The organism is Streptomyces sp. SID13726 (assembly GCF_010548375.1).
Taxonomy (GTDB): Bacteria; Actinomycetota; Actinomycetes; order Streptomycetales; family Streptomycetaceae; genus Streptomyces.
On sequence record NZ_JAAGLY010000031.1, the window covers coordinates 70,458 to 92,439 of the forward strand.

At 71.4% G+C, this 21,982-nt stretch carries 21 protein-coding genes and 1 pseudogene; 13 read left to right on the top strand and 9 right to left on the bottom strand.

The window, feature by feature from the left end; translation table 11 throughout:
* Positions 1–8: 8 nt before the first annotated feature.
* A pseudogene (locus G3I78_RS52455) lies at positions 9–311 on the bottom strand (hypothetical protein); the annotation flags it as partial.
* Positions 312–414: 103 nt separating this feature from the next.
* Between G3I78_RS52455 and G3I78_RS42320 the strand changes: the two are divergent.
* The 4 genes from G3I78_RS42320 to G3I78_RS42335 all read left to right on the top strand — a co-directional run bounded on the left by G3I78_RS42320 (position 415) and on the right by G3I78_RS42335 (position 3,608).
* Entirely contained in the window at positions 415–1,353 is a 939-nt protein-coding gene (locus G3I78_RS42320; RefSeq protein ID WP_164434968.1) for a diiron oxygenase, read from the top strand.
* 114 nt (positions 1,354–1,467) lie between these two features.
* A complete protein-coding gene (locus tag G3I78_RS42325; protein WP_164434970.1) occupies positions 1,468–2,115 on the top strand; it encodes a TetR/AcrR family transcriptional regulator in 648 nt (215 codons plus the stop codon).
* On the top strand, positions 2,108–2,410 hold the full coding sequence (locus tag G3I78_RS42330) for a hypothetical protein (protein WP_203616261.1): 303 nt from the start codon (positions 2,108–2,110) through the stop codon (positions 2,408–2,410). The genes G3I78_RS42325 and G3I78_RS42330 overlap by 8 nt, the downstream gene beginning before the upstream one ends.
* 103 nt (positions 2,411–2,513) lie before the next feature.
* Complete coding sequence (locus tag G3I78_RS42335) at positions 2,514–3,608, top strand: NlpC/P60 family protein (protein WP_343243982.1); 1,095 nt, start codon at positions 2,514–2,516, stop codon at positions 3,606–3,608.
* On the opposite strand, the gene G3I78_RS42340 is transcribed toward G3I78_RS42335, so the two are convergent.
* From G3I78_RS42340 to G3I78_RS42360, 5 genes are read right to left on the bottom strand one after another with little or no spacing between them, the layout of a single operon-like run.
* Positions 3,557–4,810 carry a styrene monooxygenase/indole monooxygenase family protein gene (locus tag G3I78_RS42340; RefSeq protein ID WP_164434974.1) on the bottom strand — a complete coding sequence of 418 codons (1,254 nt, stop codon included), beginning with the start codon at positions 4,808–4,810 and terminating at the stop codon, positions 3,557–3,559. The genes G3I78_RS42335 and G3I78_RS42340 overlap by 52 nt on opposite strands.
* Positions 4,811–4,837: 27 nt before the next feature.
* On the bottom strand, positions 4,838–5,464 hold the full coding sequence (locus tag G3I78_RS42345) for an ATP/GTP-binding protein (RefSeq protein ID WP_164434976.1): 627 nt from the start codon (positions 5,462–5,464) through the stop codon (positions 4,838–4,840).
* Complete coding sequence (locus G3I78_RS42350) at positions 5,445–5,861, bottom strand: DUF742 domain-containing protein (RefSeq protein WP_164434978.1); 417 nt, start codon at positions 5,859–5,861, stop codon at positions 5,445–5,447. Before G3I78_RS42350 ends, G3I78_RS42345 begins: the two co-directional genes overlap by 20 nt.
* A complete protein-coding gene (locus G3I78_RS53340) occupies positions 5,858–6,361 on the bottom strand; it encodes a roadblock/LC7 domain-containing protein (protein ID WP_164434980.1) in 504 nt (167 codons plus the stop codon). Before G3I78_RS53340 ends, G3I78_RS42350 begins: the two co-directional genes overlap by 4 nt.
* The gene (locus G3I78_RS42360; RefSeq protein WP_164434982.1) at positions 6,358–9,114 is read right to left on the bottom strand and encodes a nitrate- and nitrite sensing domain-containing protein; all 2,757 of its coding nucleotides are present in this window, start codon (positions 9,112–9,114) and stop codon (positions 6,358–6,360) included. The genes G3I78_RS53340 and G3I78_RS42360 overlap by 4 nt, the downstream gene beginning before the upstream one ends.
* Before the next feature lie 371 nt (positions 9,115–9,485).
* On the opposite strand from G3I78_RS42360, the gene G3I78_RS42365 reads away from it, so the two are divergent.
* Positions 9,486–10,274, top strand: coding sequence for a protein phosphatase 2C domain-containing protein (locus G3I78_RS42365; protein ID WP_164434984.1), 789 nt, complete (start codon positions 9,486–9,488; stop codon positions 10,272–10,274).
* Between the two features lie 946 nt (positions 10,275–11,220).
* Here G3I78_RS42365 and G3I78_RS42370 read toward each other — a convergent pair.
* On the bottom strand, positions 11,221–11,715 hold the full coding sequence (locus G3I78_RS42370; RefSeq protein ID WP_164434986.1) for a MarR family transcriptional regulator: 495 nt from the start codon (positions 11,713–11,715) through the stop codon (positions 11,221–11,223).
* A gap of 262 nt (positions 11,716–11,977) precedes the next feature.
* Between G3I78_RS42370 and G3I78_RS42375 the strand changes: the two genes are divergently transcribed.
* Positions 11,978–12,811, top strand: a complete 834-nt coding sequence (locus G3I78_RS42375; RefSeq protein ID WP_164434988.1) for a lysozyme — start codon at positions 11,978–11,980, stop codon at positions 12,809–12,811.
* Between the two features lie 75 nt (positions 12,812–12,886).
* On the opposite strand, the gene lon is transcribed toward G3I78_RS42375, so the two are convergent.
* A complete protein-coding gene (lon, locus tag G3I78_RS42380) occupies positions 12,887–15,310 on the bottom strand; it encodes an endopeptidase La (protein WP_164434990.1) in 2,424 nt (807 codons plus the stop codon).
* A 179-nt stretch (positions 15,311–15,489) separates the two neighbouring features.
* Here lon and G3I78_RS42385 point away from each other — a divergent pair, with 179 nt between their 5' ends.
* The 3 genes from G3I78_RS42385 to G3I78_RS42395 are packed head-to-tail and all read left to right on the top strand — an operon-like array spanning position 15,490 to position 17,663.
* The gene (locus G3I78_RS42385; protein WP_164434992.1) at positions 15,490–16,140 is read left to right on the top strand and encodes a GNAT family N-acetyltransferase; all 651 of its coding nucleotides are present in this window, start codon (positions 15,490–15,492) and stop codon (positions 16,138–16,140) included.
* Between the two features lie 54 nt (positions 16,141–16,194).
* Positions 16,195–16,866, top strand: a complete 672-nt coding sequence (locus G3I78_RS42390) for a GNAT family protein (RefSeq protein ID WP_343243983.1) — start codon at positions 16,195–16,197, stop codon at positions 16,864–16,866.
* Positions 16,863–17,663, top strand: a complete 801-nt coding sequence (locus tag G3I78_RS42395; protein WP_164434994.1) for a GNAT family N-acetyltransferase — start codon at positions 16,863–16,865, stop codon at positions 17,661–17,663. Before G3I78_RS42390 ends, G3I78_RS42395 begins: the two co-directional genes overlap by 4 nt.
* Positions 17,664–17,776: 113 nt before the next feature.
* Here G3I78_RS42395 and G3I78_RS42400 read toward each other — a convergent pair whose 3' ends face one another.
* Entirely contained in the window at positions 17,777–18,577 is an 801-nt protein-coding gene (locus G3I78_RS42400) for a rhomboid-like protein (RefSeq protein WP_164434996.1), read from the bottom strand.
* A 177-nt stretch (positions 18,578–18,754) separates the two neighbouring features.
* Here G3I78_RS42400 and G3I78_RS42405 point away from each other — a divergent pair, with 177 nt between their 5' ends.
* The 4 genes from G3I78_RS42405 to G3I78_RS42420 all read left to right on the top strand — a co-directional run.
* Positions 18,755–19,432: a spermidine synthase gene (locus G3I78_RS42405; RefSeq protein WP_164434998.1), complete on the top strand. Its 678-nt coding sequence runs from the start codon at positions 18,755–18,757 to the stop codon at positions 19,430–19,432.
* A gap of 123 nt (positions 19,433–19,555) precedes the next feature.
* Positions 19,556–20,293 carry a response regulator transcription factor gene (locus tag G3I78_RS42410; RefSeq protein WP_053851412.1) on the top strand — a complete coding sequence of 246 codons (738 nt, stop codon included), beginning with the start codon at positions 19,556–19,558 and terminating at the stop codon, positions 20,291–20,293.
* Entirely contained in the window at positions 20,290–21,396 is a 1,107-nt protein-coding gene (locus G3I78_RS42415; protein WP_164435000.1) for an ATP-binding protein, read from the top strand. Before G3I78_RS42410 ends, G3I78_RS42415 begins: the two co-directional genes overlap by 4 nt.
* 292 nt (positions 21,397–21,688) lie before the next feature.
* The coding region (locus G3I78_RS42420) for a hypothetical protein (RefSeq protein WP_164435003.1) at positions 21,689–21,982 on the top strand (294 nt) is incomplete at its 3' end.

A 21,982-nucleotide genomic window follows, 5' to 3' on the forward strand; every position in this document is an offset into this window, starting at 1 on the left:
GGATCCGGTCCGTTGTCCTTGACGCAGGGGACAATGCGGGAGAAGAGCAGTCGACCCCGCGCAGGCGGTCGCCCATCAGGTGGCAGCCCTCGATGACGAAGTCCTCGCGCTCGCGGAGTTCGGCGTCGGAGAGCTGCTGGTAGTAGTCGCGCAGGGCCATGCGGCCGAAGGCCACGTGCCGCGCCTCGTCCATCACCTGGGTCGCGCTCCGTGAACTTCGGCCAGTACCTGGTGCCGTAGAGGGAGATCGACTCGCCGGGGACGCCGAGGGGGTCGTACGGATCGACCTCCAGGTCCCAGTCGATGCGCTTCCAAAGCGGGCATGTTCCGCGGGCTCCCCCTTTGTAGACGCCGGGTCAACAAGTCGTGCGCGGGGGATTGACGGCCTTGCTGACAAGCAGTCTCATAAGAGCCATGACGAGTCTGACAGAAGTCGACGCGCTCGCAGGGCTGCGTGACGCGCTCGGTCTGCTCAAGGACCGGGAGCAGGTGGCCGAGCGGCTGCTCGACTCTTCCGCGAAGCACTCCTTCGACCCGGACGAGGAACTGGACTGGGACGCGCCCTTCGAGGACGGCCTGTGGTTCTGGCCGCCGGAGCTGGTCTCGCTCTACGGCACCCCGATGTGGAAGCGGATGAGCGAGGAGCAGCGCATCCTGCTCTCGCAGCACGAGGCCGCCGCGCTGGCCTCGCTCGGGATCTGGTTCGAGATCATCCTCATGCAACTGCTGTGCCGTCACATCTACGACAAGGCGGCCACGAGCGCGCATGTGCGGTACGCGCTCACCGAGATCGAGGACGAGTGCCGGCACTCCAAGATGTTCGCCCGGCTGATCGCGCGGGGCGGGACGCCCTGGTACCCGGTGAGCCGGGCCCATCAGCAGCTGGGGCGGCTCTTCAAGACCATCTCCACGACCCCGGGGTCCTTCACGGCGACGCTGCTCGGCGAGGAGGTGCTCGACTGGATGCAGCGGCTGACGTTCCCGGACGAGCGGGTCCAGCCGCTGATCCGGGGGGTCACGCGGATCCATGTGGTGGAGGAGGCACGGCATGTCCGGTACGCGCGGGAGGAGCTGCGGCGGCAGATGCTGACCGCTCCGCGGTGGTCGCAGGAGTTCACGCGGGTCACGTCCGGTGAGTTCGCGCGGGTGTTCTCCGTGGCGTTCGTGAATCCGGAGGTGTACGCGAATGTGGGCCTTGACCAGCGGGAGGCTCTCGCGCAGGTTCATGCCAGCGGGCACCGGCGGGAGGTGATGCAGACCGGGGCGAAGAGGCTGACCGACTTCTTGGACGACATCGGGGTGCTCCGGGGTGTCGGGCGTCGGCTGTGGAAGTCATCCGGGCTGCTGGCCTGATCGTCGACACAGCCCCGCGCCCCTGAAAGAACTCGGCCGGACCTGCTCAAGGGGCGCGGGGAACCGCGCGACCAGCCACTACGCACTCGCGGACGGCCGACTACCCTGCAACCCATGACCCCATCCGCCCCCGCCTACCGTCGGCTGAGTGTCGAGGAGCGTCGGAGCCAGCTCCTCGACGCCGCCCTCGGACTCTTCGCGCACCGCGCCCCCGAGGACGTCTCCCTCGACGACGTGGCGGAAGCGGCCGGAGTCTCCCGTCCGCTCGTGTACCGGTACTTTCCCGGCGGCAAGCAGCAGCTGTACGAGGCCGCGCTCCGCTCCGCCGCCGAGGAGCTCCAGAACTGCTTCGACGAGCCGAGGGAAGGGCCCCTGCTCATCCGGCTGGGCCGTGCCCTCGACCGCTACCTCGCCTTCGTCGACCAGCACGACGCCGGTTTCAGCGCTCTGCTCCAGGGCGGCAGCGTGGTCGAGACGTCCCGGACGACCGCGATCGTGGACGGCGTACGACGGGCCGCCGCCGAGCACATCCTCAGCCATCTCCACGTCACCGAACCGGGCCTGCGGCTGCGCATGACCGTACGGATGTGGATCACCGCGGTGGAGGCGGCCTCCCTGATCTGGCTGGACGAGGGCAAGCAGCCGCCCGTGGCGGAACTCCGCGACTGGCTGGTCGAGCAGTTCGTCGCCGTGCTCTCGGTGACCGCGAACCGTGACCCGCAGACCGCCGCGCTGGTCTCGGCCCTCGCGGCGGATGGCTGACACTGGTGCCGTGAAGAGCGAAGACACCCCCTTCGAGGGCGGCCCGATGGACGGCCGCGTGCTGCCCGTGCTGCTGGGTCCGACCGGTCAGCCGCCGAAGACGTACCGCATCCCCGTACCCGACGCGGACGGCGGCCCGCCCACCGTGCTGGTGTACCGCCGGGCGCCCAGGGGGCACGGCAGGCTGGGGATCCAGCGGGGGTGGAAGTACGAGTACGACCCCGAGGGAAAGGCCGGCGGCGGGCTGAAGTGGCCCTGGTCCAAGCCCGGCAAGCCGGCCGACACCGACGGGTGACGAGGTTGCGCCGAACCGCCCACACCCGGCGCGCGAAAAGCTGAGCGGCGTCCGATGCTCGCCGTGCGGAACAGAGGGGCTGCTCCGCACGGGAGGTGATGACGTGTCAGGAAGGCTTCTGCGTCTGGTGTGTACGGCGACGGTGGCGGCCTGCACCGTCCTCGCCCCGCTGCCCGCGGCGGCCGTGCCCGAGCCGGAGCCGCGTGAGCGTTCCGTGGCAGATCTGCTGACGGACCTTCAGCGGCTGTACCGGGAGGCCGAGGAGGCCACCGAGACCTACAACGCCACGGAGGAGAAGCTGAAGGAGAAGCGCGCCGAGGTGACCCGCCTCGACACCGCGCTCTCCCGGGCCCGGCTCTCCCTGCACGACAGCCGGGGTGCCGCGGGGCGGCTGGCCCGGCAGCAGTACCAGAGCAGCACCGAGATCTCGCCGTACGTCCGTCTCCTGCTGGCCCGCGATCCCCAGCACGCGCTCGAACAGGGCCATGTGATCGGCCAGTTGGCGAGGGAGCGGGCGAAGACGCTGGGCCGTCTGACGGGCAGCGAGCACCGCGCCGACGCGCTCGCCCGCAAGGCCCGCAAGGCGCTCGACGACCAGCTCACCCTCGCCGACCGGCAGAAGAAGGACCGGGACGGCGTACGGAAGAAGCTGGACGACGTCCAGGAACTCCTCGCCTCCCTCACCGCCGAACAGCTCGCCAGGCTCGCCGAGTTCGAGGAGAAGGGGGTCGAGAAGGCCCAGGAGGAGCTGACCACGTCAGGTGCTCTCGGGGAGGTCGAGCGGGAGCCGTCACAGGAGGGCGGGAAGGCCCTGGCGTACGCCCGGCGGCAGCTCGGGAAGCCGTACGAATGGGGTGCGGAGGGGCCGAAGACGTACGACTGCTCGGGTCTGACCTCGGAGGCGTGGGCGCATGCCGGCACGCCGATCCCCCGGACCAGCCAGGAGCAGTGGGCCCGCCTGCCGAGGATCGAGCTGAGGGACCTGCGCCCGGGAGATCTGGTGATCTACTTCCCGGAGGCGACGCACGTGGCGATCTACCTGGGGAGGGGCGAGGTGATCGAGGCCCCGAGGACGGGCGAGAAGGTGAAGGTCTCCCCCATCGCGTCCCACCCGATCCTCGGAGCCGTACGTCCGGACGAAGGCGGTCAGGCCCCGGCGACCGAGGCCAGGTACGCCCCCGTCCTCTCCGGCTCGTAGAAGAAGTCCTCGAAGTCCGCCGGGTCGTCGAAGCCGTTGGCGAAACGGTCCGCCACTGGCTGCAACTGCCCGGCCGCGCCGATGAGGTTCAGGATGTGCTCCGGCGGCGGGGAGAGCATCGCGTTGGTCCACTTCGTGACGTGCTGGGCGGTGGCCCAGTAGCGCTCGAACGTCCCCCGCATCCACGCCTCGTCGAACTGCTTCTCGCCCTGCTCCAGGATGGACGCGAGGTACGAAGCGGCGCACTTGGACGCGGAGTTGGAGCCCTGCCCGGTGATCGGGTCGTTGGCGACGACGACGTCGGCCACGCCCAGGACCAGTCCGCCACCGGGCAGGCGGCCTATCGGGTTGCGCACCGTGGGCGCGTAGCGGCCGGACAACGTGGCGCCGGCGTCGGTGAGTTCGACGTTCGTCGCGCGCGCGTACTCCCAGGGCAGGAACCTCTCCATGAGTTCCAGGGTCAGGGAGAGGTGTTCCGCCGGGTCCTTGACGCCGTTGAACGCGTCGACCGGGCCGCCGGGTACGCCCTCCCAGAACAGGATGTCGGCGCGTCCGGAGGTGGTGAGCGTCGGCATGACGAACAACTCGCCCACGCCGGGGACCAGGTTGCAGCGGACCGCCTCGGTGTCCGGGTGCTCGGGGCGCGGACCCAGGCCGTGGACGTAGGAGACGGCGAGGGCGCGCTGCGGCTCGCTGTACGGGGAGCGCTCGGGGTCGCGGGCGAACATGGAGACCAGCTCGCCCTTGCCGGCCGAGACCAGCACGAGGTCGTACGTACGGGAGAAGTAGTCGAGGTCGCCGACGGCCGCGCCGTGGATGACCAGTTGGCCGCCGCGCTGGGCGAACGTCTCCATCCAGCCGGCCATCTTGACCCGCTGGTCGACCGACTGCGCGTACCCGTCGAGGTGTCCCAGCCAGTCGATCGCGCGCTGCGAGGGGCCCGGGTCGAAGGAGCCCGGGGCCGCGACCGAGACGCCGAGCCCCTGGATCCTCGGGGCCTGGGACTCCCAGAAGTTCAGCTGGAGATCGCGCTCGTGCTGGAGTGCCGTGTGGAACATGCACTGCGTCGACATGACCCGGCCGGAGCGGATCTCGTCCGCCGTCCGGTTGGACATCAGGGTGACCTCGTACCCGTGCGACTGGAGGCCGAGGGCGAGCTGGAGTCCGGACTGGCCGGCTCCGACGACGAGTATCTTCCGCATACGGGTGCTGTTCTCCTGGCTCGGGGACTACTCGGGGGTGACGTCCAGTGCGTGGCCGACGAGGGACAGCAGGGTCTCGATCACCGAGATCCGCCGCCGCGCGTCCATGATCATGACAGGTATGTGCGCGGGGACGGTCAACGCCTCCCGCACGTCCTCCGGTTCGAACCGGTCGCTGCCCTCGAAGTGGTTGACCGCGACGACGTACGGCATCCCGCAGCCCTCGAAGTAGTCCAGCGCCGGGAACGAGTCCTTCAGCCGCCGGGTGTCCGCGAGGACCACCGCGCCGATCGCGCCGCGCACCAGGTCGTCCCACATGAACCAGAACCGCTCCTGGCCCGGTGTGCCGAAGAGGTACAGCACCAGGTCGTCGTCGAGCGTGATGCGGCCGTAGTCCATGGCCACGGTGGTGGTGAGCTTCTCCGGGGTGCCGGTGAGGTCGTCGAACTGCTCACTGGCCTCGGTCATCAGCGCCTCCGTCTGGAGGGGCTCGATCTCGGAGACGGTGCTCACGAGGGTGGTCTTGCCGACGCCGAAGCCGCCGGCCACAACTATCTTCGTGGCGATGGGCGCCCGGGTGCGATCCGTCTGCCAGGACTTCAGATTGTCGTCGGTGTCGTCGAACGCGATGTCTCTAAAGACGACGGAGTCCACTCAGCACCCTTTCCAGCAGAGCGCGGTCGGGACGGCCCGTACCGTGACCGGTACCGGTGCCGTACACACGGATCTTTCCCTGGTCGGCGAGGTCGCTGAGGAGCACGCGGACCACGCCGAGCGGCATCTTCAGCAGCGCGGCGATCTCGGCCACCGTGCGCATCCGGCGGCACAGTTCGACGATGGCCCGCAGCTCCGGCATGACCGTCGACTTCAGCGAGCCGTTGGTCAACTCCTTGCGCTCCTCGGCGGCTTCGATGGCCGCCGTGCTCGACACGAACGTCTCCACGAGGAGGACGTGGCCGAAGCGGGTACGGCCGCCGGTGAGGGAGTACGGCCGGACGCGGGCGGGTTTGCGGTCGCCGCCGCGGACCGGGAGCTCGGGTTTGTCCTTCACTTGGCGCTCCCCGTCCCGTCGTTCTCCAGCGACTGCCGCAGCTCGCTGCGGAGTTCGGGGGTCAGGACGTGTCCGGCGCGGCCGACGAAGAGCGCCATGTGGTACGCCACCACGCTCATGTCGCAGTCCGCGGAGCCGTGGACGCCGAGCAGCGAGCCGTCGCTGATCGACATCACGAAGAGGCTGCCGTCGTCCATCGCGATCATGGTGTGCTTCGTGGCGCCGAAGTCCATGAGCTTGGCGGCGCCGAGGGTGAGGCTGCCGATGCCGGAGACGATGGTCGCGAGGTCGGCGGCGGAGCCGCGGGGGCCGGAGGGCTTGTCCTCCTTGGCCTCGCGCGCCTGGGCGTTGGTCTCGGCGTCGGAGGAGAGCAGGAGGAGGCCGTCCGAGGAGACCACGGCGACGGACTGGACGCCGGGCACCTCCTCCACCAGGTTGGTCAACAGGAAGTGGAGATTGCGGGCCTCACGACTCAGTCCGAAGGTACTGGGCGCGGTCAACTGCTTGCCTCCTCGACTGTGCCCCCCGTGGTTTCTGCGGATGCGGTGCGTTCTTCTGTGGCCGGCAGCCTGGTCTCGCCGGTCTGTTCCTTGATCTCCTCCGCCACGTCGCGGTGCCCGGCCTCGGCGCCCTTGCGGAAGCCGCCGAGCCGCCTGCGGAGGGCTTCGGCGTCCACGGAGGCGTTGCGTTGGCGGGGGGCCGCGGGGGCGGGGGCGGTGATCCTCGGGGTGCGCTTGGGGAGGCCCTTGTCGGTGAGGGGCTCTCCGTCGTCGGCGCGGGAGTGCTGCGCGTCGGCCTCTGCCGCGGTCTCGGTCTCGGCCGTGACTTCGGCTTCGGTTTCGGCAGCGGATTCGGTGGCGGCGGGTTCGCGTGCCTCCGGTTCCTCCTCCACCGGTACCGGGGCCAGCAGCTCCATGGTGGTCTCGGCCGGGGTCTCCGGCTCCGGGTGCTCGGCCGGGGCCGTCCCCGCCTCGCGTACGGCCTTCTCGGCCAGCGTGACCAAGGGGTCGGCGGTCTTCGAACGGCCGCTCAGGACATTGGAGTTGGCCTCAGCGTCCGCTCCCGGCAGGGAGAAGGAGTGGCCGGCGCCGGTGGCCGGGGCGGTGTCGGCGGCCGGTACGGCGGAGCTGGGGGCGGCCGTGAGCAGGGGCCCGGGGAGGACCACGACCGCGGCCACACCGCCCTGCTTCTGCTCGCGCAGCTGGACCCGGACACCGTGCCGGTGGGCGAGGCGGGCCACGACGTACAGGCCGAGGCCGAGCCCCTCGTCGCCCTCGTCGTACGTCTCGTACGCCGCCTCCGGATCGAACTCGGCGAGGCGGGAGTTGAGGGTGGTCATCCGCTCGGCGGTCATGCCGATGCCCTCGTCCTGGACGGAGAGCATGACCTCGCCGCTCTCCAGCAGCCAGCCGGAGACCTCGACGGGCAGGTCGGGCGGGCAGAACGCGGTGGCGTTCTCCATGAGTTCGGCCAGCAGGTGCGAGAGGTCGTCCGCGGCGAAGCCGACCACGTGGGCGTGGGGCGGGAGGGCGGCGATGCGGACGCGTTCGTAGCGCTCGATCTCGCTGACCGCGGCCCGGACGACGTCGACGAGCGGGACCGGGCCCGCGCTCTGCTGGACGTGTTCGGTACCGGCCAGGACGAGGAGGTTCTCGCTGTGGCGGCGCATGACCGTGGCGAAGTGGTCGAGCTTGAAGAGGGTGGCGAGCCGCTCGGGGTCCTGCTCGCGCTCCTCCATGCCCTCGATGACGGCGAGTTGGCGCTCGACGAGGCCGAGGGTGCGCAGTGCGAGGTTGACGAAGGTGGCACCGATGGTGCCGCGCAGCCGCGCCAACTGGGCGGCGGACTCGGCGAGTTCGCCCTTGAGCTGCTCGCGGGCGTCCGCCATCTTCTGCCGCTGGCCGACCAGGTGCTTGCGGTCGGACTCCAGGGTGTTGATCCGCTCGGCGAGGGTGACGGTGTGCGCGTGCAGGGCGTTGACGGAGCGGACGACCTGGGCGAACTCGTCGTTGCGGCCGGTGAAGGTGACCGCTTCCTCGACGGTGGGGTCCTCGGCCCCGGCGAGCCGGGCGGAGCCGCGGCGCAGGACGGAGAGCGGGCGGGTCAGGGTGCGGGCCATCGCGGTGGCGATGCCGACGGCCAGCAGCATCAGCGCGCCGAGGATCGCGACGCGCAGTTCCAGCGCGGTGACGTCGTCGTCGCGGAGCTGGGCGAGTTCCTTGACCCGGCGGTCGAAGAGCGCGGACTCGACGCCCCGCATGAGGTCGACACGGGAGGAGAGAGCGGCGTCCAGCTTGGTGGTGCTGGTGCTCAACTCGCCGCTGGACAGGGAGGGTTGGTCGGTGAGTGCGGCGAGGTAGTCGTCGGCGGAGTTGACCTCGGGGCCGGTGACCGTGGAGTCGTAGCTCGCCTTGGCGGCGGCGGGCGCGGAGTCGTGGAAGTCGGCGAGGGCCGCGTCGGAGCGCAGGCGGGCCTGCTGGGCGGCGGCGGTGAGCGCGTCCCGCTGCTTGGTGTCGGCGGCCGAGGAGACCTTCTTGGTGCTCGTCAGGCCGGTGATCGGGTCGTAGACGCTCTGGGCCGTGGTCGGCACGCTCAGCGCGGCGAGCAGCAGTCCCCGGGTGGCGGCGGCCTGTTGTACGGCGGAGTCGAGCTCGGCGAGGGCGTAGGCACCGGCGCCCGCACGGGGCGGCATCCGCTCGGCCAGCCGCTCGGCGAGCCGGTGCAGCTCGGTGATGGCCGCGGAGTAGGCGTCGTGGGCGGCGAGGGCGCTGCTCGTGCCGGTGAGCGCGGACCGTCGTACGGCGGCGATGTCGTCCAGGTCGGCGCGCACCGTCGCGGAGAGGTCGGAGTCGGCGCGCAGGTCCTGGACGCGGCGGTCGACGCGGGCGCCGGCCTGCTCGCTCGGCGCCTCGGACTTGGGGCGGCCGGCCGCGATGTAGGCGGTGACCTCGTCGCGTTCGTCGGCGAGCGAGTGGGCGAGCGCGAGCGCGTCCTCGGTCTGCTCGGCGAGGGTCACCAGGTCCTGGGAGTCGTGCAGTTCACCGGAGGCGGTGACGAGGGAGGGGACGCCGGCCCCGGCGATCGCGGCGGCCACGACGGCGACGGCGAGGATCAGCCGGGTGCGTACGTGGGTGGGGCGGCCCTTGCCGACGGGGGTCTCGGGCGCGACGGGCCCCTGCGGGGCGGCTGAGCGCTCCGCGCCTTTGCCGGAGGCCGTCTGCTTGCCTGTGCGACGAGGCCGCGTCTTCTGCACCGCTGCTCGCATTCTGAACTCGTGATACCCATGGGCCCGGGGTGACGCTCCGTCAACTGGTGTGCACACCGGGGTACGTTTCCCGACCCTCCCAGCGCCGGTGGGCGGTGGCCGCGCATCGCCTGAGCCGCCACCCGAAGGAGTGAACCCCGGACGGGAGTTGGCGGGCAAGTTCCTCAGGCACACTCACAGGCCGTGCGCGGCAAGCCGGTTGGACGCCGAACACTACCGGTGGCAGTATTCGCCGACACGCTCGCCCGGAGCAAACCATTCCACCCCAAACCTGGCGCCTGACCTGCGCGACTACGGCAATTCCGCGACCGTTGCCGGTCTTTGGTGAAGCTTGTGAAGGGGTCATGCAGACTGGCCGAATGCGTACGGAACTTGTCTCGGAACCCGGCGATCCCGGCCGTCCCAACGAGGACTTCGCCGGTGTCGCTCTACCCGCGTCCGGGCGGGGCGGTGCACTGGTCGCCCTCGACGGCGTGACCCCTCCCGACGGCCCGACCGGCTGTCCGCATCCGGTCCCCTGGTTCACGGCGCGGCTCGGCGGGGCGCTGACCGAACTGGCCGTTTCGCTCCCGGATGTGCCGCTGGCCGAGGCGCTGTCCAGGGCGATCACGCGCACAGCTCTCGCACATGGTGAAGGCTGTGACCTTTCTCACCCGCGTACACCGCAGGCCACGGTGGTGATGGCGCGGTGGTCCCCGTCGACCGTGGAGTACCTGGTCCTGTCGGACTCGGCGCTGCTGGTGGAGTCCCCCGACGGCACGGTCACGCCGTACCTGGACGACCGCCTCTCCCGCATCCCCCGCTCCGCCCTGGCCACCGCCGCCCACGTCGACGCCGACCTCCGCAACAAGGAGGGCGGCTTCTTCACGGCCGCCGCGGATCCCTCGGTGGCGGCCCGCGCGGTGACGGGTTCCCTGGACCGGGCGGACGTCCGGACCCTCGCCGCGCTCACCGACGGCGCGACCCGCTGGGTCGACAAGTTCCACGAGGGCGACTGGACCGACTGCCTCCACTTCATCCGCAAGGAGGGCGCGCAGGCACTGGTGGACCGGGTCCGGGACCTGGAGCGGTCCGACGCGGAGACGCGGGCGCGGTTGCGGCGCAGCAAGACTCACGATGACGCGACTGTGGTGTACGTGGAGCTGTGAGGCGGGGGGGTCTGGGCCGGGGTCCCGGCTTATGGCGTCCGGCCTGTGGCGCCCGGCCTGTGGCGTACAGCCCGTGGTGTCCGGCTCATGGCATCGGTCCCATGACGGCCGCGCTGCGATGCCCGGCCCGTGACGGCCGCCTTGAGACCGCCGGCCCATGACGTCGAAGGCCTGGTGTCCGGCTCATGGCGGCCACCTCGTGGTCTCCGCCCCTTGACGTCCGACCCCGTGGCGTCCGGCTCACGACGTCCGCCCCGTGACGGCCGCCCTGCGACACCCACCCACGACTGCCACCCCATGACACCGACCCCGCGGTGTCCGCCTCACGGCATCCGCCACACGACAGCCCCCCTGCGACACCCAGCCCGTGACGCCCACCCTGCGACCACCGGCCCACGACGTCGAAGCCCTGGTGTCCGGCTCATGGCGGCCACTTTGCGATGCCCGGCCCATGTCCGCCGCCTTGCGACCACCAGCCCATGACGTCGGACCCGTGGTGTCCGCCTCATGGCGTCCGCCTCGTGGTCTCCGGCCCTTGGCGTCCGACCCATGACGGCCGCCCTGCGATGCCTGGGCCCGTAGCAGCCGGCTTGTAATACCCAGCCCGTGACGGCCCCCTTGCGACCGCGTGCCCATGACACCGGACCCACAGTGTCCGGCTCACGGCATCGGCCCCGTGACGGCCGCCCTGCGATACCCGACCCGTGACCGCCGCCTTGCAATACCCGCCCCGTGACACCGGACCGTGGTGTCCGGCTCACGGCGTCCGGCCCGTGGCGGCCACCCTGCGAAACCCGACCCGTGACGCCCGCCCTGCAGCCCCCGGCCCACGAAGTCGGACCTACGGCACCCGGGCCCATAACGCCCGCCCCGCGACCCCGGCCCAATGACACCCGCCTTGCGACCCCCGACTCACGACGCCCGCCCCGCCCCGCAACACCCCCCGCTACTTCTCCATCCCCCGGTTCAACTGATTCAGCAGGCGTGCCAGCTCCGTGACCTCTCCCGTGTCCCAGTGTGCGAGCCGTCCCGCGTATCGGGCGCGGCGGGCGTCGCGGACGCGTTGGACTCGGGAGCGGCCCTCCTCGGTGAGGTCGACTAGCCAGGCGCGGCCGTCCGCGGGGTCGGGTTCGCGGGCGACCAGGCCGAGTTCTTCCAGGGCGCGCAGCTGGCGGGACATGGTGGCCTTGCCGACTCCGATGTAGCCGGCCAGCTCGGTGGCGCGCTGGCGGCCGCATTCATCCAGACGGACGAGCAGGCCGTACGCCGCCGACTCCAGGTCGGGATGGACCTCGCGGGCCATCTCCCCCTGGTTGGCCCGGGCGCGCCGCAGCAGCACGGTCAACTCGCGTTCCAGCGCCAGGAATCCGGGCCGGTCCACACCGCTCGGCGACACCTCGGCCCCGCCCCGGCCCGCGTCAGCGTTTCCCTCTTCGCGCACGTCAGCCCCTGCCTCGGTTTTCCCGGTCCTGAAAGTTTCCGCCAAATTGCGCCATAGCCGCAGCTCCGTAAGTATTTCGCAGGGCTGGACCAACGGCAGCCTCCGGTCCCCCTTCCCACCCCGTCGCCCCCGTGCGTAGCGTCTCCACCCGGCACTTACTGGCATGCGCATGCCAGCCACGGCCACAGTCGCGCGCGGTCGCCCCAAGCCCCCCGCCCCCACGTCCCCCCACCGAGCATCACCGAGCCCTCGGAGGCACGCCATGCCCGTGCGCAGACCCGGTCCGATATCCGCCCGGCTCCCCTTCCTCACCGGTCTCCTGCTCGCCGCCCTCGTCGCCCTCGCCCTGCCGTACACCGCTCCCGCCTCGGCCGCCGACGCCCCCTCCGCCCCGCCCCGCGGCTCCGCCCACATGGGCATGGGCGTGGTCGCGCACGACGGACAGGGCGGCCTCCCCGCCGGCACCCGCGCCGCCTCCACGGAGGGCGTCGACGTCGCCAGCTACCAGGGCGACGTCGCCTGGCCGACCCTGTGGAACAGCGGGGTCCGCTGGGCGTACACCAAGGCCAGCGAGGGGACGTACTACACGAACCCCTACTTCGGCCGGCAGTACAGCGGCGCCTACGGCGTCGGGATGATCCGCGGCGCCTACCACTTCGCCACCCCGGACACCACGACCGGCGCAACGCAGGCCGACTACTTCGTCGACCACGGCGGCGACTGGTCCGCGGACGGGAAGACCCTGCCCGGGGCGCTCGACATCGAGTGGAACCCGTACGGCGACGCCTGCTTCGGCAAGAGCCGGAGCGCGATGGTCACCTGGATCCGCGACTTCCTGAACCGCTACAAGGCGCGCACCGGCCGCAACGCCGTCATCTACACCGCCACCAACTGGTGGACCCAGTGCACCGGCGACTACGGCGGCTTCTCCGCCAACCCGCTGTGGATCGCCCGGTACGCCTCGTCGGTGGGCACGCTCCCGGCGGGCTGGAGCACGTACACGATGTGGCAGTACACCTCGTCCGGGCCGACGGTCGGCGACCACGACCGCTTCAACGGCGCCCTGGACCGCGTACAGGCGCTCGCCAACGGCTGACCCCCACCGTCGTACGGCGAAGACCCGGGCCTCCCTCACGAGAACCCGGGCCTTCACCTCATCCGGAGGCGTCCGTCACGCCGCCACCGGAACCTCCGGCGCCGCCCCGTTCGTCGCCGGGGACAGCGCCAGCTCCAGGACCTGGCGGACGTCGGTGACGGCGTGGACGTCGAGCTTGTCCAGCACCTCCGCCGGGACGTCGTCCAGGTCGGCCTCGTTGCGCTTGGGAATGATGACGGTGCTCACCCCTGCGCGGTGCGCGGCGAGCAGCTTCTGCTTCACGCCGCCGATGGGCAGGACACGGCCGGTCAGCGAGACCTCGCCGGTCATGGCCACGTCCGTGCGGACCAGGCGGCCGGAGAGCAGCGACGCCAGCGCCGTCGTCATGGTGACGCCCGCGCTCGGGCCGTCCTTCGGCACCGCGCCCGCCGGGAAGTGGATGTGCACGCCCCGGTCCTTCAGGTCGCCCACCGGCAGTTCGAGCTCGGCGCCGTGCGAGCGGAGGAAGCTGAGCGCGATCTGCGCGCTCTCCTTCATCACGTCACCCAGCTGGCCGGTCAGGGTCAACCCCGCCGCGCCCGTCTCCGGGTCGGCCAGCGACGCCTCCACAAAGAGGACGTCGCCGCCCGCTCCGGTGACCGCGAGTCCGGTCGCGACGCCGGGGACCGCCGTACGGCGTTCCGCGGGGTCCTGCGCCGACTCGGGCACGTGGTGCGGCCGGCCGATCAGAGCGCGCAGTTCCCCGTCGGTGACGGTGAACGGCAGCTTCCGCTCGCCCAGTTCGTGCTGGGCCGCGACCTTGCGGAGCAGCCGGGCGATCGACCGCTCCAGGGTGCGCACGCCCGCCTCGCGGGTGTACTCGCCGGCGAGCTTGCGCAGCGCGCTCTCGTCGATGACGACCTCGTCCTTCGCGAGCCCCGCCCGCTCCAGCTGGCGCGGGAGCAGGTGGTCCCGGGCGATGACGACCTTCTCGTCCTCGGTGTAGCCATCGAGGCGGACCAGCTCCATACGGTCGAGCAGGGCCTCCGGGATGGCCTCCAGGACATTGGCCGTCGCGAGGAACACCACGTCCGAGAGGTCGAGTTCGACCTCCAGGTAGTGGTCGCGGAAGGTGTGGTTCTGCGCGGGGTCGAGGACCTCAAGGAGGGCCGCCGCGGGGTCGCCGCGGAAGTCGGAGCCCACCTTGTCGATCTCGTCGAGCAGGACGACCGGGTTCATCGAACCGGCCTCCTTGATGGCCCGCACGATCCGGCCGGGCAGCGCGCCGACGTACGTCCGCCGGTGGCCGCGGACCTCGGCCTCGTCCCGTACGCCGCCGAGGGCGACGCGGACGAACTTGCGGCCCATGGCGTGCGCGACGGACTCACCGAGGGAGGTCTTGCCGACTCCGGGCGGGCCGACGAGCGCCAGCACGGCACCGCCGCGCCGTCCGCCGACGACCCCGAGACCCCGCTCGCTGCGGCGCTTGCGCACCGCCAGGTACTCGGTGATCCGCTCCTTCACGTCCTCCAGGCCCGCGTGCTCGGCGTCGAGGATCTCCTTGGCGCCCTGGATGTCGTAGGCGTCCTCGGTCCGCTCGTTCCACGGCAGTTCGAGGACGGTGTCCAGCCAGGTGCGGATCCAGGAGCCCTCCGGGGACTGGTCGCTGGACCGCTCCAGCTTGTCGACCTCCTTGAGGGCGGCCTCCCGCACCTTCTCGGGCAGGTCGGCGGCCTCCACGCGCGCGCGGTAGTCGTCGGACTCCTCGCCCTCCTGCTCGCCGTTGAGCTCGCGCAGCTCCTTGCGTACGGCTTCCAGCTGGCGGCGGAGCAGGAACTCCCGCTGCTGCTTGTCGACGCCCTCCTGGACGTCCTTCGCGATGGTCTCGGCGACGTCCTGCTCGGCGAGGTGGTCGCGCAGCTGCTGGGTGGCGAGCTTGAGGCGGGCCACCGGGTCGGCGGTCTCCAGCAGCTCGACCTTCTGCTCGGTGGTCAGGAAGGGCGAGTAGCCGGAGTTGTCGGCGAGGGTGGAGACGTCGTCGATGGCCTGCACCCGGTCCACGACCTGCCAGGCGCCACGCTTGCGCAGCCAGGCGGTGGCGAGGGCCTTGTACTCCTTGGCCAGTTCGGCGACATGGCCGGGCAGCGGCTCGGGGAGGGTCTGGTCGACCCTCGTCCCCTCCACCCACAGGGCGGCGCCCGGTCCGGTGGTGCCCGCACCGATCCTCACCCGGCCCCGGCCGCGGATCAGGGCGCCCGGGTCGCCGTCGGCCAGCCGGCCGACCTGCTCGACGGTGCCGAGCACACCGGTGCCCGCGTAGGTCCCGTCGATCCGCGGCACCAGGAGGACCTTCGGCTTGCCGGGTTCCGAGCGGGCGGCGGCCTGGGCGGCCTCCACCGCGGCACGTACATCGGGGTCGTTCAGGTCCAGCGGAACGACCATTCCGGGCAGCACGACCTCGTCGTCGAGCGGCAGCACAGGCAGAGTGAGCGGTGTGATCGCCTTGGACTCAGCGGTCATGATCTCCCCTTAGGCAGTCAAGTTGAGCTATGCCGACTCAATGCATGTGAGCCCTCGAATGTTCCCCGCCCGATGGCCTGTTCGCTGTGGGCGATCACGGCTGCCGGATTCGGGGCCGCCGGGCCTAGGGTCCTTCCGTAATAGGCACACATCAGCATCGGTCATTACGGGGAGCTGTCGTGGACGGAGTCGTACGGGCGTGGGTGGACGGCTGGGTCGTGTCCCGCGGGGCCGCGCCGCCGGAGCGTGAGCCATGGGGGTTCACCGTCGACGTGGGACAGGCCGCGCAGGTCTCGCGGCACGTCTTCGACGCGCTGGGCGACGACGTGGACGAGGCGGTCGTACGCAAGGTGGCGGGCGCGGTGACCGGGGCCGGGGTGTGGCTCAAGGTGTTCCAGGACCCGGCGGTGGCCGGGGGCTGGCTGAGCGAGGACTGGTGGGTGGACCCCGAGCCGGGCTACCTGATGACGGTCCCGCTGACCGGCGCGGAGACCCGCGTCCCGGACGGCCACCGCACGCGCGTGTGGTCCGTCGGAGGCGTCACGCGCGTGCTCGTCGCCGCGCCCGACGGCTCCCTCGCGGCCCGCGGCCAGGTCGCCCCGACCGGCACGACCGCCGTCTTCGACCGGATCGAGACCGTGCCCGCGCACCGGCGCAAAGGGCTCGGCGGCCTCGTGATGCGCACGCTCCAGACCGCGGCGGCCGCCACGGGTGCGGAGACCGGCGTCCTGGCGGGGACCCCGGCAGGACGTGCGCTGTACGAGTCTCTCGGGTGGCATGTGGAAGCTCCGCTCACCAGTGCGAAGTTCGTCGGTCCGGTCGTCGGCTGACCGTCCGCGGGAAACCCGGAGGCGGCCCGCGACGGCCTCTGTCATGCTGCGCCGGTGATCGACCCGATACCTCCGGTGGTCCCCGCCGGCCGCATGGCGGACAACACCCAGCCGACGCTGGGTCTTCCCGGAGGCCTGGAACTCCGCCCCTGGCGCCCCTGCGACGCGACCGCCCTGGTGACCGCGAGCCACGACCCGGCCATCAGCCGGTGGAACCTGCTGCCCGCGCTGACCGAGGAGGAGGCCCGGACGCGGATCGCCCGGATGCGGGAGCGGTGGGAGACGGAGACCGGGGCAGTGTGGGCGATCACGCGCCCTGCGAACGGCGAGGGCGGCATCCTGGGCCTGGCCGCCTGGATCGGCGTAGACCTCCGGCGCGGCCACGCCGAGATCGCCTACTGGGTCCTCCCGGCCGGCCGCGGCACCGGTCTCGCCGTCGCCGCCGCCCGCCGCCTCACCGACTGGGCCCTGGACGACCTCGGCCTGCACCGCCTCACCCTCTGCCACGCGGTCGCCAACCCCGCCTCCTGCCGGGTCGCCGAGAAGGCCGGCTTCCGCCTGGAGGGCACCATGCGCCACGCCCTTCTGCACGCGGACGGCTGGCACGACCAGCACCTCCACGCGCGCGTGCGGGGCGATGAAGAGGGTGGCCAGGGCGAACAGGACGACCGCGAGGGCCGGGAAGACCTGGCAGACCCGACAGACCTGGAGGACCCCCGACCATGAGCACGGCAGACATCCGCACCCTCCTCGCCGCCTACGACGACCAGATGCGCGGCGCTCCCCCGAACCCGCCCGCCGGGGTGACGTACGAACAGGACGGGCCGCTGCTGCGGATCGTCGGCCAGTTCCGCGGGTTCGTGAGCGGGCCGCGCGACCTCGGCGTGGAGGGCGACGCGCTCGACGAACTCATCGCCCGCCAGCGGGACTTCTTCGCCGCGCGCGGAGAGGCGGTCGAGTGGAAGACGCGGGCCCACGACACCCCGGCCGACCTCGTCGAACGGCTCGGCGCGGCCGGTTTCGTGCCCGAGGAGCGGGAGACGGTACTGGTCGGCAGGGCCGCCGAGATGGCCGTACAGGAGCCGGTCCTGCCGGAGGGCGTCACCGTGCGCCGGGTCACGGCGGACGCGGACATGCGCCGGATCGCCGCGATGGAGTCGGCGGTGTGGGGCGAGGACTGGGGCTGGCTCGCCGACGACCTGATCGGGCGGGTGGCCTCGGCGCCGGACGAGATCGCGGTCCACGTCGCCGAGGCGGACGGCGAAGTGGTGTGCGCCGCCTGGCTGGTGTTCCGCAGCGGGACCGAGTTCGCGAGCCTGTGGGGCGGCTCCACGCTCGCCGCGTGGCGGGGCAGGGGGATCTACCGCGCCCTGGTCGCCGTACGCGCGGCGCTCGCCGTCTCCCGCGGGGTCACGTATCTCCAGGTGGACGCGTCCGACGACAGCGCGCCGATCCTGCGCCGGCTCGGCCTGCACCCGGTGACCACGACGACGCCGTACGTCTGGACGCCGCCCGGGAGCTGACTCCGTGGCCGCGGGGGTGGCCGTGTCCGTCGAGGCGGAGGAACGGCGTCCGGGGATGACGGGGTTGGCGAAGGGGACAGTGGCGGCCGAGGGACGTCCGACGCGGCCGGAGGCTACGCCGTCGCCGTCCGAAGGTGCTCCCGGTGCCAGCGGCGGGTCAGCGGCCAGAGGGTGACGCCGATCGTCAGGGCGATCAGGTGGCCCCAGTTGGTCATCGGGTCGGTGAAGGCGAGGAGGTCCTCGACGAGGGTCCAGGCGAAGAGGAGGAGCAGGGGCCAGCGGAGCCAGGGGCGGAGCAGGCCGGTGAGGGCGCCGATGCTCGCGGCGACTCCGAAGCTGACACCGTAGTCGAGGCGGTGCAGGGAGGAGTCGGGCAGATGGCCGGCCAGGACCGCGAGACCGATGGGCACCTCGGTGGCGAGGGTCGCCCCGACATGTCCGAGCAGGAACACCACGACCGTGCGCGGGCCGCCGATCCTGCGCTCCAGCGCGGTGAGGGTGAACAGCAGGGCGAGCGCGAACGGCGAGAGGATCCCGCCCGCGACCCACAGGGCGCTGGCGAGCAGCACGAAGACGGGGGTCCGCAGCAGGTGGGCGACGTCGGTGCTGGAGGCCTGGTGCAGGTCGTGCACGAGAGCGGGGTCGGCGTACGACGTGATCAGCGAGGTGACGACCAGGAGGACGCCGTAGCCGAAGGTGAACGGCGTGCCGACGGGGGTGGGCAGCAGCCGCCACACCCGGGGGACTCGGAGCCGACGGGCCGGGGCGGGCGTCGGTGCCGTGTCCCGCGGCTTCTCGGTGACCGTCGCCCCGGCGCGCTGCCGGGGCATCCCGTCGAGCAGTCCCGTGACGTCCGGGAAGCACGCGTCCGACGGCGGGGTGTCGGAGGGAGCTGCCGGCGCGATGCGTTCCAAGGTGAGGTGCTCCTTCCGTTTCACCCCAGCCTTCGCGCCCGACCCACCCGCTGTCTGTGACCGGCGCCACCTCGCACCCGATTCACAGGCACTTCTCAAGAAGTCGCGCCCTGGCCGTCGTACCGGATCCGGCGTAATCCGGTCGGTTCCGCGCGGCTCTGCTGCCAGGATGGGCCGATGCCCACCTCGTACGAGATCCCCGAAGTCCTGGACCGTCGCGAGGGCCCCTACGGGGAGGTCGTCCTGCGGCGCCACGGCGAGCTGCTCCAGATCATCGCCAACGGCTGCTTCCTGATGGACACCTCCGACGGGCGCTCGGAGCGGATGCTCGTCGACGCGGCGCTCGGCGCGCTCGACGACCGCCCCGACCCGCACGTCCTGATCGGCGGTCTCGGCGTCGGCTTCTCGCTCGCACACGCCGCCGCGGATCCGCGCTGGGGCCGGATCACGGTCGTGGAGCGGGAGCCGGCGATCATCGACTGGCACCGCGCGGGGCCGCTGTCGGCGCTCTCGGCCCCGGCGCTGGCCGATCCGCGGACGAACATTCTGGAAACGGATCTAGTCGGATTCGTCAATGAGACATGCGCCACTTTTGACGCGCTGTGCCTCGACATCGACAACGGCCCCGACTGGACGGTCACGGACGGCAACGGCGGCCTGTACGCGCACACCGGACTCACAAGCTGCGCAAGGGCGTTGAAGCCGGGCGGGGTACTGGCCGTATGGTCCGCCCGACCCTCTCCGGAATTTGAAGGATCCCTAGGAAATGCCGGGTTCCAACAGGTACGTACCGAGGAGATCCCCGTTGCCCGGGGCGTACCCGACGTCGTACACCTCGCCGTCAGACCTGGATAGCAAAGGGGTGATGACTCCCCGTACTCTGCTTCCCTACGCCGATCATTCAAGCGTCAATCGCAGTCATGCGCAGACAAGGAATCACCCCACATGGTTCCGGAAAGCACTCCCCAGGGGCGGGCGATGGAGCAGACACACACCTCCCACAACGGTTCGACGGCCACTCCGGGCGCTCAGCGCCGGGTCCTGGTCGTCGAGGACGATCCGACGATCGTCGACGCCATCGCGACCCGCCTGCGCGCCGAGGGATTCCTCGTGCAAACAGCGGTCGACGGTCCGTCGGCGGTGGACACGGCCGAGGCCTGGCAGCCCGATCTGCTGATCCTCGACATCATGCTGCCCGGCTTCGACGGTCTGGAGGTCTGCCGTCGTGTGCAGGCCGCCCGGCCGGTGCCGGTGCTCATGCTGACGGCCCGGGACGACGAGACCGACATGCTGGTCGGGCTCGGCGTCGGTGCCGACGACTACATGACCAAGCCGTTCTCCATGCGTGAGCTGGCAGCACGCGTGCACGTACTGCTGCGCCGGGTCGAGCGGGCCGCGCTGGCCGCCGCGACCCCGCGGTCCGGCATCCTCCGGCTCGGCGAGCTGGAGATCGACCACGCGCAGCGCCGGGTGCGGGTGCGGAGCGAGGACGTTCACCTCACTCCCACCGAGTTCGACCTCCTGGTGTGCCTGGCGAACACCCCGCGCGCGGTGCTCTCCCGTGAGCAGCTGCTCGCCGAGGTGTGGGACTGGGCGGACGCCTCCGGCACCCGCACGGTCGACAGCCACATCAAGGCGCTGCGCCGGAAGATCGGCGCCGAGCGGATCCGCACGGTGCACGGCGTGGGCTACGCCCTGGAGACCCCGACGCCATGAGCGACGGTCCGGCCGGCCGGAGAAGCCCCAGGGAGCCCTGGGGCGGCGTGAGCCCGTTCTCGATCAAGACGAAGCTGGGCGCGCTGGTCGTCATCGCGGTCCTCATCACCACCGGGCTGATGATGATCGCGATGCGAACAGCGACCGAGCTGCGCTTCATCACGGTCTTCTCGATGATCGCCACACTGCTCATCACGCAGTTCGTGGCACATTCGCTCACCGCGCCCCTGGACGACATGAACGCGGTCGCCCGGTCCATCTCGCACGGCGACTACACCCGCCGGGTCCGCGAGAACCGCCGGGACGAACTGGGCGACCTGGCCCAGACCATCAACCGCATGGCGGACGACCTGGAGGCCCAGGAACGCCAGCGCAAGGAACTTGTGGCAAATGTCTCCCACGAGCTGCGCACCCCCATCGCGGGCCTGCGCGCGGTGCTCGAGAACATCGTCGACGGGGTCACCCAGGCCGACCCCGAGACCATGCGCACGGCGCTGAAGCAGACCGAGCGGCTGGGGCGGCTCGTGGAGACGCTGCTGGACCTGTCCCGCCTCGACAACGGCGTCGTACCGCTGAAGAAGCGCCGTTTCGAGGTGTGGCCGTATCTCTCGGGCGTGCTCAAGGAGGCCAACATGGTCGCCACCGCGCGCGCGGGGATCGCGTCCGGGTCCGGCAGCCACACGCGCAACGACGTGCATCTGCACCTCGACGTGTCGCCCCCGGAGCTGACCGCGCACGCCGACCCGGAGCGCATCCACCAGGTCGTCGCCAACCTCATCGACAACGCGGTCAAGCACAGCCCGCCGCACGGCCGGGTGACGGTCAAGGCGCGGCGCGGGGCGCTGCCCGAGTCGCTGGAGCTGGAGGTCCTCGACGAAGGCCCCGGCATTCCGCGCAAGGAGTGGCACCGCGTCTTCGAGCGGTTCAACCGGGGTCAGATCATGCGGCCGCACGGTCCGGGCAGCGACGGCGGCACCGGCCTCGGGCTCGCGATCGCCCGCTGGGCGGTGGATCTGCACGGGGGCCGGATCGGCGTGGCCGAATCCGAGCGGGGGTGCCGGATTCTCGTCACCCTTCCGGGACTTCCATCTCTGCCAAGTTGACGTAAAGTTCGAAGCGGAGCCACAAGATCCATCTCTGTTCCGCACTGACGGACACGTGTGATCAGGCAGAGGGCCGCGCCGTCGTCGCGCAAGGCCCCGCTCGGCGCTTCCCTCAGGCGGTTTCACCAAGCGGAACCACGCTTGTTTCCCGCCATTTCCACCCCCGAAACCCGCTCTTTGATGTGACTTACACGACGATGGACCGGCCCGGCCTGACCTTCCCGGTCTCGGGGGCGTAGCCTTTATTCCCGCTGTCCATCACCTTGTGAAGCGGAAGAGGGCGGTTGCCGCCGTGTCGCCACAGTCCCCCAGTAACTCGAGCATCTCGACCGACGCAGACCAAGCGGGCAAGAACCCCGCTGCCGCGTTCGGCCCGAACGAGTGGCTCGTCGACGAGATCTATCAGCAGTACCTCCAGGACCCGAATTCGGTAGACCGAGCCTGGTGGGACTTCTTCGCCGACTACAAGCCAGGGGCGGCCGCCGCTCCGGCTGCGGCGGGTACTGCGGCCGCGGGGGCCGCAGAGACCACCACACCGGCTCCCGCCGCGCAGGCTCCCGCGCCGGCCGCGCCCGCTCCGGCCCAG